This is a genomic window from Deltaproteobacteria bacterium (assembly GCA_016709225.1).
Lineage (GTDB): Bacteria > Myxococcota_A > Polyangia > Nannocystales > Nannocystaceae > Xiheibacterium > Xiheibacterium phototrophicum.
On record JADJEE010000012.1, the window covers coordinates 2,679,572 to 2,695,207 of the forward strand.

Annotated in this window: 13 protein-coding genes; 8 read left to right on the forward strand and 5 right to left on the reverse strand. The window is 67.7% G+C overall.

The window, feature by feature from the left end; all coding sequences use genetic code 11:
- Nucleotides 1-5: 5 nt before the first annotated feature.
- Nucleotides 6-560, reverse strand: a complete 555-nt coding sequence (locus IPH07_36035) for an RNA polymerase subunit sigma-70 (GenBank protein ID MBK6922854.1) — start codon at nucleotides 558-560, stop codon at nucleotides 6-8.
- Nucleotides 561-715: 155 nt separating this feature from the next.
- Nucleotides 716-1,438 carry a hypothetical protein gene (locus tag IPH07_36040; GenBank protein MBK6922855.1) on the reverse strand — a complete coding sequence of 241 codons (723 nt, stop codon included), beginning with the start codon at nucleotides 1,436-1,438 and terminating at the stop codon, nucleotides 716-718.
- Between the two features lie 86 nt (nucleotides 1,439-1,524).
- Here IPH07_36040 and IPH07_36045 point away from each other — a divergent pair, with 86 nt between their 5' ends.
- From IPH07_36045 to fusA, 5 genes are all read left to right on the forward strand, one after another.
- Nucleotides 1,525-2,319 carry a hypothetical protein gene (locus IPH07_36045; GenBank protein MBK6922856.1) on the forward strand — a complete coding sequence of 265 codons (795 nt, stop codon included), beginning with the start codon at nucleotides 1,525-1,527 and terminating at the stop codon, nucleotides 2,317-2,319.
- Nucleotides 2,320-2,321: 2 nt separating this feature from the next.
- Complete coding sequence (locus IPH07_36050) at nucleotides 2,322-3,221, forward strand: hypothetical protein (GenBank protein MBK6922857.1); 900 nt, start codon at nucleotides 2,322-2,324, stop codon at nucleotides 3,219-3,221.
- Nucleotides 3,222-3,256: 35 nt separating this feature from the next.
- Nucleotides 3,257-3,697, forward strand: coding sequence for a GNAT family N-acetyltransferase (locus IPH07_36055; protein MBK6922858.1), 441 nt, complete (start codon nucleotides 3,257-3,259; stop codon nucleotides 3,695-3,697).
- Nucleotides 3,694-4,839, forward strand: a complete 1,146-nt coding sequence (locus IPH07_36060) for a hypothetical protein (protein MBK6922859.1) — start codon at nucleotides 3,694-3,696, stop codon at nucleotides 4,837-4,839. The genes IPH07_36055 and IPH07_36060 overlap by 4 nt, the downstream gene beginning before the upstream one ends.
- 397 nt (nucleotides 4,840-5,236) lie before the next feature.
- Nucleotides 5,237-7,345 (forward strand): elongation factor G, encoded by a 2,109-nt coding sequence (gene fusA / locus IPH07_36065; protein MBK6922860.1) that lies wholly within the window; start codon nucleotides 5,237-5,239, stop codon nucleotides 7,343-7,345.
- 132 nt (nucleotides 7,346-7,477) lie between these two features.
- On the opposite strand, the gene IPH07_36070 is transcribed toward fusA, so the two are convergent.
- Together IPH07_36070 and IPH07_36075 are read right to left on the reverse strand one after the other, a co-directional pair.
- Nucleotides 7,478-8,419: a hypothetical protein gene (locus tag IPH07_36070; GenBank protein ID MBK6922861.1), complete on the reverse strand. Its 942-nt coding sequence runs from the start codon at nucleotides 8,417-8,419 to the stop codon at nucleotides 7,478-7,480.
- A gap of 467 nt (nucleotides 8,420-8,886) precedes the next feature.
- Nucleotides 8,887-9,591 (reverse strand): matrixin family metalloprotease, encoded by a 705-nt coding sequence (locus tag IPH07_36075; protein ID MBK6922862.1) that lies wholly within the window; start codon nucleotides 9,589-9,591, stop codon nucleotides 8,887-8,889.
- A gap of 904 nt (nucleotides 9,592-10,495) precedes the next feature.
- Here IPH07_36075 and IPH07_36080 point away from each other — a divergent pair.
- On the forward strand, nucleotides 10,496-10,660 hold the full coding sequence (locus tag IPH07_36080) for a hypothetical protein (GenBank protein MBK6922863.1): 165 nt from the start codon (nucleotides 10,496-10,498) through the stop codon (nucleotides 10,658-10,660).
- A gap of 128 nt (nucleotides 10,661-10,788) precedes the next feature.
- Nucleotides 10,789-12,324, forward strand: a complete 1,536-nt coding sequence (locus IPH07_36085) for a ferritin-like domain-containing protein (GenBank protein MBK6922864.1) — start codon at nucleotides 10,789-10,791, stop codon at nucleotides 12,322-12,324.
- A gap of 10 nt (nucleotides 12,325-12,334) precedes the next feature.
- On the opposite strand, the gene IPH07_36090 is transcribed toward IPH07_36085, so the two are convergent.
- The gene (locus tag IPH07_36090) at nucleotides 12,335-12,994 is read right to left on the reverse strand and encodes a hypothetical protein (protein MBK6922865.1); all 660 of its coding nucleotides are present in this window, start codon (nucleotides 12,992-12,994) and stop codon (nucleotides 12,335-12,337) included.
- 223 nt (nucleotides 12,995-13,217) lie between these two features.
- Here IPH07_36090 and IPH07_36095 point away from each other — a divergent pair, with 223 nt between their 5' ends.
- Complete coding sequence (locus IPH07_36095; protein ID MBK6922866.1) at nucleotides 13,218-15,560, forward strand: membrane dipeptidase; 2,343 nt, start codon at nucleotides 13,218-13,220, stop codon at nucleotides 15,558-15,560.
- The last annotated feature ends 76 nt before the right edge of the window (nucleotides 15,561-15,636 follow it).

Consider the following 15,636-nt stretch of genomic DNA (forward strand, 5'->3'; position numbering starts at 1 on the left):
CGCCGTCAAACCGTGCGCCCCGTCGTCGCGGCCGACATCGCCTCGAGCAGGTAGGCGCGCGCGAGTCGGAAGCTGCGATCGACGGTGCGCCGCGAGATGTTCCACAGGCTCGCGATCTCGTCGTGGTTCAAGCCGCCGAAGAAGCGCAGCTCGACGATCTGGGCCGCGAGCTCGTCGATCTTCGCGAGCTGATCGAGCGCGGCGTCGAGCGCCAACAGGTCCACCAGTTCACCATAGGCGTCGGCGATCGCGAGCGCGCCGCCCTCGACCACCGCGACGTCGGTGCTGGCGACCTGGCCGGCGCCCCGCTTCGCGCGCCCGCGTCCGCGGGCGTGATCGGTGAGGATGCAGCGCATCGCCCGCGCGGCGGCGGCCATGAACTGCCCGCGGTGCTGCAGGTCGTCGGCCCCGAGCTTGAGCCACGCCTCGTGGACCAGCGCGGTGGTCTGCAGCGTGTGCTCGGCCCGCTCGCGCCGCATGAGCCCGTGGGCGACCGCGCGCAGCTCGGCGTACAGCGTGGCCCACGACTCGCCGCTCTCGACCACCGGGATCGCGGCCATGTTGGGGACTTCGCGCGTCATCGCGTCGCGATCATCGTCGGCGATCGCGTGGCCGCGGTCGAGGGGGCGGCGTAGACGCCGTGCCGGCCGCACCGCGTCGCGTCGCGTCGGCGGCGTGCCAGAACGCCGACGCCCGAGCCCCATGCCCCAAGGTGCTACAGGCAGTCGTCGATGGCGGTCGGGCAGTCGACGATGCCGTTCACGACGTGGTCGCCGAAGCACGCGATCGTCGGGTCTTTGCCCGAGACGCAGCTGGCGTAGAACGCGTCACGCTCGCTTGTGCCGCAGACCGATCCGTACTGTTGGTAGCAGACGCACAGCGCTTCGGCGCTGAGCCAGCAGGCGTCGTCGGTCGGCTCGGAGCAAGCACAGCTCTGTGCTGTCATCGCGTCGCACGTGCCGGCGCCGTAGGCCATCGGGGCGCATTCGTCTTCGCAATCCGACTCGACCCACGAGCCATCGACACAGGTCCGCAGCGTCGAGCCGCCGGCTTCGCACTGCGGCGGGTCGGCGTTGCACGGCTCCGGGCCGGTGGAGCTGGAGCTCTCGGATGCCCCCGAGCTGCTCGAGTCGCCTGCGGTGCCCGTGGTCGTGTCGTCGACCACGGTGGTCGAGGAGGATCCCTCGGACAGCTCGACGCAGAGATCGGAGAGACACTGCAGGCCCTGCAGACAGGCGCCCTCGGGCGTGCACGCGCAGCCCTCGTAGCCGGGGTAGCACGGCGCGTCGCCAGTGCTCGCGGGCACGTCGGGCCCGGTCGAGGCCGGGCCCGTGGTCTCGACGACGCCGGTGCTGTCCGTGGAAGCACCGACCAGCGAGGCCGGACCTCCACAGCCGACGCAGAGGCAGACCCAGATGACCCACGAGAGCTTGTCCATGGCGTGGTGGTGATCGGTCGCGGCATTTCGATCCCATCCATTTGACGAGTGGCCGGCGCAGTGGCCAGCTGTGTGGCGGGCCCGGGGTGACGACCGTGGACACCGGCGCGTGGATCCGCTCCAATCGCCTCGGTACGCGCATGCTCGCGATCAGGCCAGAGCAGCTCTCGGTGTTCGAGGACGCGGTGCGGCCGACCCTCGTCGCCGAGGCGACCCAGCGTCTCGCCGTCCGGCACGGCCGCTACTTCGCCGCGCTCGGCCCCGCAGTGGTGCGGGCAGTGGTCGAGCACGGCATGCGCCGGGCCGAGCAACTCGGCGCCGGCACCGAGTGGGGCATCGACGCGGTCACCGAGTTGGTGTTGATCCTCGGTGCGGGCTTCGACCGCGATCCACTGCTGCCGTGGGTCGGCGAATTCTTCGCCTCGGCCCCAAGCGGCCCCGCTGCAGGCGAGCTGCCGCTGCTGTCGGGCCTCGTGTCGCGCTACGTCGAAGAGACCGCCGGGCCGCACGGCGTCGCGATGCGCCTGGCGTTGCAGCGGCTCGCCAGCTTCGAGTGGGGCGCCTGGTCGGTGCCACCCATGCAGCGCCGTGGCGACGCGATCGGCCCCGTGCTCGCGGCGCTCTACCCCGAGAAGGTCAGCGCGCTCGACAGGCGGGGGCTGCTCGGAACCTTGCTGCGCGCCGGCGAGGCGACCGCGACGCGGCACGGCCTCACCGACGATCGCGGCAGCCTCCTGTGCGTGGTGCTCACGCTCGTGCTCGGCGCTCACTTCGACGACGACCCGCAGTTTCCGTGGGCGCGGGGCTTCACCACCACCGCCGCGCTGCTCGACGACGCGTACGGGTTCTTGCAGCGCGTGGTCGCAGCGGTGGAGGCGTAGCGATGGGCTGCATGGGCGGCGGCAACCAAGCGCCTTCGGCCAACGGCACCGACCCGGGGTGGTTCCGGTTGATCCCCGCGGATGCGACGGTCGAGGTCGTGGTGCCCGACACCATCGAGCGCGACGTCATGGAGACCGCGGTCCACCAACGCGTGATCACGTCGTGCCAGGGCCGACGCAACGAGACCTTCGACTTCGACGGGGTCGGCGCGTGGGTCTCGTTCTTCGGCTTCTCGCACATCGATCAGCCCGAGCTCGTGAAGCAAACCATCCGATTCCGTCGGCGCGTCGACGCGGCCTGGCGACACCGCGATCCGGTCGACCTCGCGACCTTCGTCGCGGCCTCGCATGCCGCCACCGTGCTGGTGGTGGTCGACATGGACGGCAACGACCTGCTGGGTCGGCAGCAGGGCACGCAGACCATCCGCCAGAACATGATCGACGTCATCCGACTCGCGCAAGCGCACGACGTCGCGATCTATGAGGTCTACTGCGCCGGCCACCGCACCCACCAGAGCCTCATCGACGCGATGACGCAGCGCGACGTCGGCGGCGCCTATCCCCACCATCGCGTGTTCGAGAAGCCCGGCACCGGCGGCGCCTGCACGGCGCAGTGCCTGGAGCTGCTCACCGGTACGCAGTTCACGACCGTGCTCGGCGGCTTCACGCATGCAATCGTGATGGGTTTCGACGGCTCGATCTGTGCCGGCAAGTCGGTGTTCGGCGGCTGGATCACCGACCGCGCGATGGCCCTCGACGACGCCACCGAAGTGCTCACCTTTCGCGAGTCCTACGAGCGGGGCCTGCTCGATCACGGCCTCCAGGTCATCACGTCGTGGAAGGTCTGCATCTGCGGTGGCGCCGGCAGTCCGATGTCGTCGGCGTATCTTCGCTATCGCTAGGCCGTGCGCAGGCGACCATGATCCGCGGGGCCCGATTGAACGACATTCCCGCCTTCGTCGAGCTCGCGCGAGCGATGCACGCGAGCTCCGTCTATCGCGACTTCGTCTTCAGCGAGCAACACCTCGCGGGCTACCTGGCGATGGCCCTCGACGCGCCCTCGCGCTACTGCATCCTCGTGGCCGAGCACGGCGATCGCTTGGTGGGCTTCCTGGCCGGCTACCTCGAGTCCTTCGTGTTCGGCCCCGAGACCATCGCGTACGACACCGCGTTCTTCGTCGCGCCGGACCACCGCGGTACCACCACCGCCAAGCGCTTGATTGAGGCATTCCGGGCGTGGGCCATCGACCGCGGTGCACGGGAGATCGGCCTCGGCATCTCGACGGGGCTCGACGACGATCGCGTGGGTCGGTTGTACGAGCGGCTGGGGTGGTCGCGCAGCGGCGTGATCTACAAGCAGCGGATCGATCACGGGTGAGATCACCGACGCCGTCGTTCACGCGCTCGCGCGGTGCGGCCACCTGCGGTCACATCGGCGCGGGCCGTGACTCGACCGCGGTGCAGATGTCATCCCTCGCCTCGCTGCTCCCGCTGCTGCCGTTGTTGTTCGTCCAGCTCGCTTCGGCTGCGCCCGCCCCATCGGCGCCGTCGGTGGCGCCCAGGTCGCATGTCGGCCGCGCGTTGCCGACGCAGAAGCCGAAGGTCGGCGTGCGGCTGCGGATGGCCCTCAAGATGGTGCTGCCCAACGATGCCGCCGAGGTGGGCGCATCGGTGCCGCCGAGCGTCAGCGACCTCGTCGCGCTCGGCAACAGCGAGGACGAGATCTACTACAACATCGCCGCGCTGCCTCAGGGCACGGGTGCGGCGCAGATCAAGACGATACGGCCCAGTGGTTCGCCGGACGTGTGGGAGATGGGCTACGCGTCGCTGATCAAGCAGCATCGCGTGCTGTTCGAGGGTGAGCTCAGCGCCGATGATCGGGCCTATTTCGCGGTCGCGATCGGCGAGCAGGACAACGCCCAGGCCGGCGCGATCTCGTTCATGCTCGGCGACATCGCCGGCTTCATCGGCAGCCTCGACACACCGACGGGCGTCTCCGCGCCGTCGTCGTTCGGACCGGCGGCGAAGGCCACCGTCGAACGCATCCGCGACAAGGGCGACGACGTGATCGGCATGTTCGTGGTCACGGTCGGCGGCGGACGCAAGCTGTCGGTCGACGGCTCCGCCAACACCAAGGTGAAGATCCTCGAGTCCAGCAGCACCGAGGTGCTCGCCGAGCTGAGCGGCGGCGGTGCGCGCTACCACGTGCGCCTGTGGGTCGAGGGGCTCGATACGCCGCGGCCTGCCACGCGCAAGGTCGTCGGCAAGACCTCGGACAAGTGCAGCGAGCAAGATCTCTGGGTGGTCGGCAGTGGCGGGCAAGTGCTGCTGCACAAGGGCGACACCAAGGAGATCGTCCGTGGCCCCGGACGGTTCACCTGGTACTGCGACGGTACCGAGGAGTCGGCGGTTGCCGATTCCGGTACCGACGTGATCTCCGCGCGGCGAGCGAGCACCGGTCGCAACATCGACTGGATCTTCCTGCGCGAAGACCCGGCGACGCCGGACTTCACCGACTGACGAAGTTCGCCACGTCGACGCCGGCGGGGCCTCACCGACCGAACGACCTCGGAAGGCCGATGCTCGCCTTGACGACCCCCATGCGCGCTGCTACGTTGCGTGCCGCCATGACGACTCTATTGCAGACCCGGCGGTGCCTCAGGTATCGCCGTGCGCGTCCGCGCTGAGGCGTCATCGTTCCATCCGAACCGATTGCGCCCCGGTCGTGTGGGCATCGCTCGAACGGGCCCGAAACCGCCCGTGCGAGGCTGTGTACGCATGCGGGGTGGACCTCCGCGGACGCGAGAGACGAGCCACAACCGGTGATCCGGCGCGAATGCGTCGCCGGATCGAAGACGTCTTCGTCCTGCATCGCGCATGGGGAGCGCGCGATGCATCGGCTCCGCATTCCCGCGCCATGACCACCACACGAGCCACCCTCCACACATTGCGCAACATCGGCATCTCCGCCCATGTCGATGCCGGCAAGACCACGCTCACCGAGCGGATTCTCTTCTACTGCGGTCGCATCCACCGCATCGGCGAGGTCCACGACAAGCTCGGCAAGGGCGCGACGATGGACAGCACCAAGGCCGAGAAGGCCCACGGTATCACCATCAAGTCGGCAGCGACCCGCGTGACGTGGCGAGAGCACGCCATCACGATCATCGACACCCCTGGCCATGCCGACTTCACCATCGAGGTCGAGCGTGCGCTGCGGGTGCTCGACGGCGCGGTGTTCGTGTTCTCGGCCGTCGAAGGCGTGCAGGCGCAGTCGATCGCCGTCGATCGACAGATGCGTCGGCACGGCGTGCCCCGCATCGCGTTCATCAACAAGATGGATCGCGTCGGTGCGCGCCCGGAGGCGGTGGTCCGCGACATCTGCGAGCAGCTCGGCGCCATGGCGGTGCCGGTGCAGCTGCCGCTCGGCGTCGAGGCGTCGTTCGACGGCGTCATCGATCTCGTCGAGCTGCAGGCGATCCGCTGTCGTGGCGAACACGGCGAGCGGGTCGAGCTCGCGGAGATCCCCAGCGAGCTCGTGGCAGCGGCAACCGCCGCGCGCGAGCGGCTCATCGACGTGGTCTCGCGCCACGACGATGCGCTATGCGAGGCCGCGCTCGGCGACACGCCGATCTCGACCTCGTTGCTGCGGGCGGCGATCCGTCGCGCGACCTTGGCCCACCTCATCGTGCCGGTGCTGTTCGGCTCGGCGTTTCGCAACCAGGGCGTGCAACCCCTGCTCGACGCGGTCGTGGACTATCTCCCCGACCCCGGCGAGGTGCGAAACCTGGCGAGCTCGCCGGGGCCGCAGGGCCCCGTCGACATCGAGCTGATCGCGAACGACGACCTCCCGGTCTGCGCGTTCGTGTTCAAGCTCGACGAGACTCGCTTCGGCACCCTCGGCTACGTGCGTGTCTACCAGGGCACGCTCACCCGCGGCGGCGCGCTGTGGTGTCCTCGGACCCGCACGCGCATCCGCGTCGGCCGACTGCTGCGATTGCACCCCGACGATCCCACCGCGATCGACTCGGCCCAGGCCGGCGAGATCGTGGGGTTGTTCGGGGCCGGGTGCGAATCCGGCGACACCCTGTGCGGGTTCGATCCGCGCACGGGCCAGCCGCTCGCGCTCGCGGTCGCCAGCTTCGAGGTGCCCGAGCCGATCGTGTCGCGCACCATCGAGCCCAAGCGTGACGCCGATCTCGATGCACTCGACAAGGCCCTTGCCCGCTTCTCGCGCGAAGATCCCTCCTTGGTGGTGGGACGCGACGCGACGTCCGGGCAGACACTCATCTCGGGCACGGGGATCCTCCAGCTCGAGATCTACGCCGAGCGTCTCGCCGACGAGCACGAGCTCGAGGTTCGCCTGGGTGCACCCCAGGTGGCCTATCGAGAGACCGTCACTGCACCGGTCGAGTTCGACCACCTCCATCGCAAGCAGAGCGGTGGCGGCAGCGGGCAGTACGCGGGCGTGCGCGGGTTCCTGCGACCCTCGGGCGAACTCGACACCCCGCTGCGCATGCTCGACAGCACGCGCAGCGGCAGCATCCCGCGACCGTTTCTGCACGCGTGCGAGCAGGGCGTGCGCGAGGCGCTGCAGAGCGGCCCGCTCGTGGGCGCGCCGGTCATGGGTGTGGAGGTCGAGCTCGTCGACGGCAAGACCCACCCGGTCGACTCGAGCGATCTCGCGTTCCAGCTGGCGGCGCGAGATGCCGTGCGGGCAGCGCTGCGCGATGCCTCGCCCCGGCTGCTCGAGCCCGTCATGCGCGTCGAGGTCGATGGACCGCGCGCAGCGTTCGGGGCCATGGGTGGCAGCCTGCTCCGGCGTCGCGGCCAGGTGATCGCGACGCAGGACAACGGCGAGCGCGCGAGCCTCGTCGCGCTGGTGCCGTTGGCGGAGATGTTCGACTACGCGGCAGACCTGGCCGGAATCACCGGCGGTCGCGCTGCGCATGCGATGACCATGCACGGGTACGCCGAGGTGCCCGAGCAGGTCGCGAACGCGATCATGGCCCGCATGCAGGCGTGAGCGCGGAGAATGGCCGCAGGGCGGCTCGGCCACGCATTCACGTGCGCCGAGCCGCTCGCGCGGATTCTTGCGTGCGCCGGGATCTGCGTGGCGAACGGCGAACGCGTCGGCTGAGTCGAGCGCCGGAGGCCGTTAGGATGCGTTCACGAACACGGTCCAGTCGAGCCTGCCGCGGCGAATCTTTATTGCGATGTGCTTGTTCCCGGCCGCTGCCATCAAACCACCGTAGGCGTCAAAGAGATCGAGAGGTGTGTTGATCGCGTATGTCGAACCGATTTGCTGCCCATTCGTGGGATTAAAGCGCCACATGCTCAGGATACGGTCGTTGTTCCGGAACCCCAGAGTATAGTAGAGGTCGCCCACCCCGAGCCCGCTAAATCGACTGTTCGTCGCGCTGCTGCCCCAGATGTAGCGCCCATGCGAGCAGAACATACTCGCGGGTGCATCCTTGATGACCTCGGCCTGCGCGACTGGAATCCATGCTGTAATCTTGCGCAACGACGTGTTGGTGGTATGCTCAGCTTGCGCGACGGCCTGATCGTAGGCACTGCACGATGTGCTCGCACAACTGTCGGTGCTGCACGCTATGACCGTCTGGTCGATGGGATCCCGCTGAACGGCCGGACCGGGGAGGCCCGACTCGAAGTCGAACATGCACTCATCGAATGCCTCGGACAGATCTGGGCCACCCACTCCTGAAGACCATGTGCCACCATAAATGTAGCAAGTCGGCGCCTGTGCGCTCCAGTGATTTCCAGCGGCATCCACGACGCTCAGCGGACCAAAGCCACCGGCTAAATCGATTTCGCAGGCGCTCTGGCATCGCTCCAAGATTTCAGCGACGATCGGGTCCGCTGCATTCTGATAGTCGTAGCCCTCACCGGCCCAGGTTCCACATTGGCCCGGAATACTAAGCCCAACGTGAATCCCATCTGACGTGGCGTCTGGGCCGACACATCCAAGAAGCGGGGCTTCCTCCCCCGGCCCCGGAATCGGGAACGTCGTGCAGATGCTTCCGTTGTCATCCCGGCAGTACGTCATTTCCGCCAACCCGAAGCAGTCGAACTGAGCCATGCTAGGATCGCAGAGCTGTCCGCCGCTCGACCCGGAGTCAGCATTGGAATCCGTGCCTCCTGACGAGTCGGCGCCAGTCTGAGAAGATCCGCCGCCACCGCTAATCATTTCGGTGTCGTAGTTGTCAATCGGCGGAGGGCCAGGTAAGTCACCTTCGATTGCACATCCGCACACGACGCCCACAAAGCCGACCTCAATCGATCTATGAGTGGCGGCTGTGCATGCTCGACGCCGAAGGTAATTGCAGCGGGCCGCAAACTTTGCGAGTTTTGCGGATGCTGAATACGCAATGCGCGTCGCGTCTCCGACGCGCACCACGTGTCGCGCATCGCGAGGCACATTTCCCAGGTGGTTCAGCTCGTTTGACTGGGATGACCGAACTGAACTAGGTTCGCCGGTGTAGATGTAGAATGGTTGCTTCATGCGTTCTTCCGTTGCCTTCGTTCACATCCGATTGCGCGGCGGCGCTACCTGTTTCGACGCTCGCGCCGCTTCATTCTTGTGTTGCACTGTTCGAGGCTATTGTTGCCAAAATCCACCTGACTCGAGCTGACTCCGTAATTCGCAAACGACTCCAGCAAGAACTGTGACATTATGTTGTTCGGTTCGGAAGAGTGATCCAGCCAAAGCAGGTGCCCTAATTCATGCGCAAGGACTTTCGGCTCCGGTATCTTGGTCGCCACGAGCGACGGGCAGTAGGGAATCGAACTGGGCAGCGCAACGCCGCGGTCAAAGTGGACGCGATAGCCTCCTTCATCGACACGTATCTCGTCTACCACATATATCGGCACATGGTCCGTAGGTGTCGCCAATGCGGTCGTGTATGGTCGGTATCCGGGAAGGTGTTCGGCGGCTTCCAGTTGGCGAAAAATCGGGCGCATCGAGTAGACGTCCACGTCGCAACCGTCGTAGTCGAACGCGTCGACGCCGCTGCCGGACCAGAACTCAATCGCCTCGGTGAGCGCGCTCTCGTACGGGGAACATTGCGTTTCATCATGCACATGAAGTCGCAGGCGGTAGGGTTGATCGTAGCTACACCCGACTGCGAGCATTAGCACCCAGGACACGCAGACCAAAGCGGAGGGAACCGCAGTGCCACTGCTTCGAGTCTGCAATGCCTGACGTTCGGTGCGCGCCGAGTCCGGGCGCGACTCAAGGCAGCGCATGCGCATGTCAGTCCCAGGCACGCACTTCCTGCTAGCAGGAAGTGCGATGAGGGTCAATCGGAGAACTCAAGCGGGGACTCCGGCGTCAACGGCGCCGTGCAACTTGGCGGCGCTCGGGTGCCGAATGGGCGCCATTGCCGCGCCGCACGATTGGTGGCCAGATTGCCAATCTTAGGTGGTCCCACCCAGCGCGGACCTCGGCGCGATGGACAAGCGAGGAACACGCGGGCACGATCAGCAGATGCGATGGGCTGGCTCGGTGCTCGCGTTCGTGGCCGCTTGCCAGAGCGGCACGATCGAGTCGCCGACGACAAGCCTCACCGCAGATGGGGGCAGTAGCCCGGATTCGGGCGGGGCGTCGTCATCAGCTGGTGGAGTTCTCGAGTTCGGTTGTGATGTCTATGCGCAAGACTGCCCCGATGGATTGAAGTGCCTTCCAGCGAAGTACGGGGCTTCGCCGGGGCTCATCGAGGATGGCATAGAGTCGTGGTGCGCCGGAGTCAGCCCCGCGGCGGTGGGTCTCAGAGAGCCGTGCTTCGTCGATCCATCCGCATACAAAGAGCCCGGCGCCTTGATGGACGATTGCCCGCTTGGAGCATTGTGCTGGGGAGTCGAAGGCGAGCCGGGGGATCTTCACGGGCGGTGCGAATCGCTCTGCTCCGGCAGCGCCGAAATCCCCGGATGTCCTGGCGAACCGTTCTGTCCCAGTCAGGGTGGATTGAACGACCTGGTCTGCGTGTCTGAGTGCGAACCATTCGCACAGGACTGTGCATTCGAGACCGACAGCTGTATTCGACTGAGTGACAAGTGGGCGTGCTGGCCGCGCCGCGTGAGGAGTCGCGGCGATTTCCAGTACCCATGCATCTGGCAGAACGACTGCCAGGCCACATTCGCATGCATCGAACTGGACATGGCGGGCACGTGCTACGACAACAGCCTAGGCGGCTGCTGCGTGCCGATGTGTGCGCTCGACGATCCCCAGGCCGATGCCGCGTGTGCCGAGGTCGATCCCGCCAGTACCTGCAAGTCCTGGGAGCTCGCGCCCGACACGGGCGTCGGCATCTGCGTGCCGTGATCGCGCTCGCCGCGCAGCAACGACGCAAGCGCGGGCGGCGATCGACACGGGATCGGCCCCTGCACGCCATGGCACATTGACAGCAGCCGTGTTGGGCTGCAGGCTGGTTTGGTATGCAGTTGGTACAGTTGGATGGGATTCGGCGCTCGTTGATGTTGGCGCTGGGGTTGGGGGCGGTCGCGTGTGGCACGACGCCCGGTGGCAGCGACGCCGAGACGAGCGGCGGGAGCGGTTCGGCGAGCGGCAGCGGCTCGGAGTCGACGACGTTGCCGCCCTCGTGGCCCGACGCGCCGTGGTGCGGCGTGCCGGCGCCGAGCGATGCTCCGCTGCCGCCGACCTGCGACAACCCGGTGCCGTACATGCAAGACGGGCCCGACGGTCCGGTGCCCAGCGGCGTGGTGGGGTGCGACGGCGGATGGGCGCACCGCGAGAGCGCCGTGCAGTGTCAGTACCCCGAGACGCTGACGGGGTCGTGCTCGCTGGGCGGCGACACCGACAGCGCGGGCAATGCCACGCAGTGCTCGAGCGACGACGAGTGCACCGAGTCGCCCCACGGCTACTGCAACACGGAGTTCTTCGACGGGGGCTGCAGCTGCAGCTACGGCTGCGAGAGCGACGCGGACTGCGGTGAGGATCAGGCGTGCATCTGTGCCGGCAACCAGTCGCAGTGCGTACCGGCGTACTGTCACACGGACGCCGACTGCGGCGATTACCTGTGCCAGTACTACGGTGGCGTGCTCGCCTGCCAAGGCGCGTTCGACACCTGCCGCGATGGCAGCACCTGCGCCGGTGATTGTCCGGCGTGCGGGTACTCGCCGACCGACTGTGCGTGGGCATGTCAGCCCGACGGCGGCACGTGCACCGTGGGTCGTCCGTTCATCGTCGACGGCCATGCAACCACGGCGTCGCCGTGCGAGCGCGGCGACTGGTCGGCCCGCGGCGGCGTGGTCGAGGTCGCTGCGCTCACGCACGCCCAGCGCGACGCGATCGCGCGCCACTGGCAGGCCGTCGGCCTCGCCGAGCACGCGAGCGTGCCCGCGTTCGCACGCTTCGCGCTGCAGCAGGCGGCGCTCGGAGCCCCGGCAGATCTCATGCAATCGTGCGCGGCCGCGATGGCCGACGAGATCGAGCATGCCAAGCTCGCGTTCGAGCTGGCGGCCCGCTACGGCGGTGTGTCGGTGGGCCCCGGACCGCTGGTCGAGGCGGCTGCCAGCGCGATCGCCTTCGACCTGCGCACGGTCACCGAGCTGGTGGTGATCGAGGCCTGCATCGGCGAGACGGTCGCAGCCATCGAGGCCGCCCATGCCGCGGCGCGCAGCGTCGATGGCCACGTGCGCGCGACCCTCGAGCGCATCGCCGCCGACGAGCTGCGCCACGCCGAGCTGGGCTGGCGCTTCGTCGCGTGGGCGCTGCCGCAGCTCGGCGCCACCGACCGCGCGGCACTGCGGCAGGTCTTCGCACGCGCGATGGCATCGCGACCGTCGAGCGCGACCGCAGCCGACGAGGCCGCGCTGGCGGCCCACGGTGTGATCGGTCCGCAGACCGCGGCGATGCTGCGGGAGCAGGCGTTGCGCGGCGTGATTCGCCCGCTCGCGGCCACGCTGCTGCCGGCGCGCGCCCCCGGTGACGCCGACGCAACGCGGGCCACCGCCGCGTTCGCGTGAGCGGACACGGTCAGCCCCAGGTGGCGCGCCAGCGGCCGCCCGTGGGGCTGCGCTCGACCAGCTCGATCGTGGCTACGATCGCGCTGCGATCGAGCACCGCACGCAGTCCCTCGGTCAGCGCGCCGAGGGACAGCGGGCAGTAGACGTTGGGCGGAGTCTCCAGCAACACGTCGGCGCCCGCGGCATCCACAGCGCTCGCGGTCAAGCTCGAGCCGCGGTGGAACTGCGACCAGCGTTGTGACACCGACGCGACCATTCGCGCCGGACTGACGAAGCGCATCATGAACGAGTACAGCTTGCTCGACCACAGCTTGCGCTGACTCGCGAAGCAATGCGCGAAGTAGCTGGCGTCGTCGACGAAGTGCTCGTCGTACTGCGCGAGCAGGACCGCGTGGCTGTGCACCTCGGGGATCCAGTCGGTGACGGGGCGCGGGTGCTCGATCAGCTCGACGAGCTCGGCCGGCAACACCGACGGGGTCAGCGGCAGCGTATCGAGCAGCCCACGGTAGAGCGACGCCTTCGCGCGACACTCGGGGTAGCTGTCGATGCCCTCGGGCAGGCGCCCGAGGTAGCCGGCAAGCGCAGGGCCCACCTGCAATGGGTACGGCCGTGGGGCGCGGTTGTCCATGCCGAGCGCGGTGCCGGGCACCGCCGAGAGTGGCCCACCCACGGCCGGTCGCGAGCCAAGGCCGCGCGGTGTCGCGCGCCCCCACGGGCCGTGAGCTGCACGCGGGCTCACCATGCGAACGCGTCTCGGCCGTGATCCGATCGACCCCTTCGTGACTCGGTCGCGTCGAACCATGCGTGACAACGTCCTCGATTCCGCCGCCGTCGATTCCCCTCCACCCGCGGCGCGCGTCCGTCCACGCTCGCGCCGTCCGAGCCTGGGCCTGATGGCCGCGGGCACGCTGCTGCTTTCGTCCTGCTTCGAGCCACCTGCGTCGGCGCTCGCGGTGGAGATCGTCCCGACAGGCACCGCCGTCAACATGATGAACGCACCGCTCGCGACGCCGCCGGTCGCGGCGGCGATGCAGGCCGCCGGCGGCAAGGGGGCCGCGATCAAAGGGGGCTACGTCCTGACCCACGAGCACCCGACCAACGGCATGGCGTTCGGCGGCAACTATGCCTTCGCCGGCGGCCCCGGCAACTACAAGAACGGCGTCATGGAGAAGGGCTACGACACCGCGTGCGACGGCTGCAAGGCCGGCAAGAAGTGCGACCACGCGGAGGTCAAGGGCAGCTTCACCGCCGCCGTCGGTGCTCTGGGCTCCGACATGGGCGACCACGCGGCCTTCATGGGCCCGAGGCACGACAGCTTCTCGCATCTGCGCTACAGCACCGATTGGATCAAGCAGGCGTATCGGCCCAGCGAAGCCGACCTGCAGGACACCTCGCTCAAGATCATGGTCGCGTTCGCGGTCGAGAGCGAAGCGATGTGCGAGCAGCTGTACTACGCCAACGAGGGCAACGGTGGCCCGGGCGGCAACGGCTATGCCTGCAGCCACGGCGACACCGTCAAGTCGATGGATCGCCAGATCGCGTCGCTGAAGGCGTGGGCCAAGGCCAATGCGTCGTGGATGGAGATCGCCCTCACCGCTGCCGACGCGCGTCGCATCGTCAACGCCGGCAAGCTCGCGGTGGTGCTCGGCGTCGAGTCGGACTACGCGTTCGGGGCCGAGGACCGCACCTTCGATCCGGTCGAGCGGCTCGATCACTACTACGACCTCGGCGTGCGGACCTTCTACATCGCCCACAAGATCAATAGTCGCCTGGCCGGCGCGGACATCTATCGCTCGTCGGGCGAGACCGGCGGCAAGATCATCCGCGCCACGCAGGCGATGGCGGGCTGTTTCTACGTCGACGACGCCGTCGCTGGCTTCCCCTTGAAGAACAACAGCGGCCACAAGTTCTGCGACAACACCTGCGGCAAGGGTGGCTTCAAGGGCGGCAAGATCACCGATGCCTGCGTGATGAAGTACAGCGAGCTGTCGGAGACCAACTACCTCGACTATTTCCTCGGCCACGGTGGCGGGTGGTTCAACGGCTTCAAGGTCTATCCCAAGCCGCCGGGTTTCTCGGGCTCGGCGGGTAGCCGCGACGATCACGGTGTCGAGCGCAACAACCTCGGCCTGTCCCACGACGGCGAGCGTGTCGTGCGTGAGGCGATGTTGCGCGGCATGATCGTCAACATCGACCACACCTCGAGCCGTACGCGCCTCGACATCGATCGCATCTCGAAGGACTTCGGGGTCTATCCGATGAACGCGCTGCACAACAACCCCAACGCGATGCTGGTGGCGAACAACCACGGCGAGGCCAAGACCCCCGGCCCCAACGAGTACGACTTCGACGACGGCGAGCTGCAGCTGGTCAAGCGCAGCGGCGGCTTCTTCGGCGTGCGCGTGGGGCCGCTCGACTCCAAGGAGTACAAGGCTTCGGGCGTGACCGAGAACTGTCCGACCACTGCGACCGAGACCGCGAAGATCCTCGCGTACCTCATCGATCAGGGCCTGACCGTCGGCTACTCGCTCGACTACGCCACGGTGACCGAGGGCGTGCACTCACGAACGCTGGCCAACTGCGGTCGCCAGCTGGGCGGCAAGGACTTCCTGCACAAGTACGGCAACCAGATCGCCGAGGGCCTCACCCACGTCGGCATGATGAAGTTCTGGCACAAGGAGCTCGAGGCGGTCGGGCTGGCCGAGAAGTACATGAAGAAGCTCGAGAACGACGGCCCCGAGGCCTTCGTGCAGATGTGGGAGCGCTCCGAGGCGAAGTCGAAGAGCGGCAAGCAGATCCCGCGGCAGACCTTCGGCTCGAACGTGCCGTCGGATCTGAAGAACCACGGCCAGGCCTGCACCTCCGACAAGCAGTGCAAGAGCGACCGGTGCGCATGGGGCATGTGCGCCGACAAGGACGAATGCCGCGACAACGGTGATTGTGGCGCGAGCGAGTACTGTGGCGATCCGATCAGCGGCAAGGCGACCTGCAAGGCGCTCAAGAAGCAGGGCGAGGGCTGCACCAAGGCCTCACAGTGCGCCACCGACCGCTGCTCCTTCGGCAAGTGTGCCGCGGCCGACGAGTGCAACTCGAACAGCGAGTGCGGCAACGGCCGCTACTGCGGCAACCCGGTCGCTGGCAAGCAGACGTGCAAGGACAAGCACGACAAGGGGCACACCTGCACGAACAAGGATCAGTGCAAGTCGAACCAGTGCAGCTGGGGCTTCTGCAAGTGACGCGCACCATCGCGGGCCCACTCGCCATTCGGGGCGACGTGGGTCCGCGAGGTGATATGCGCGCTGCCGCGGTGCG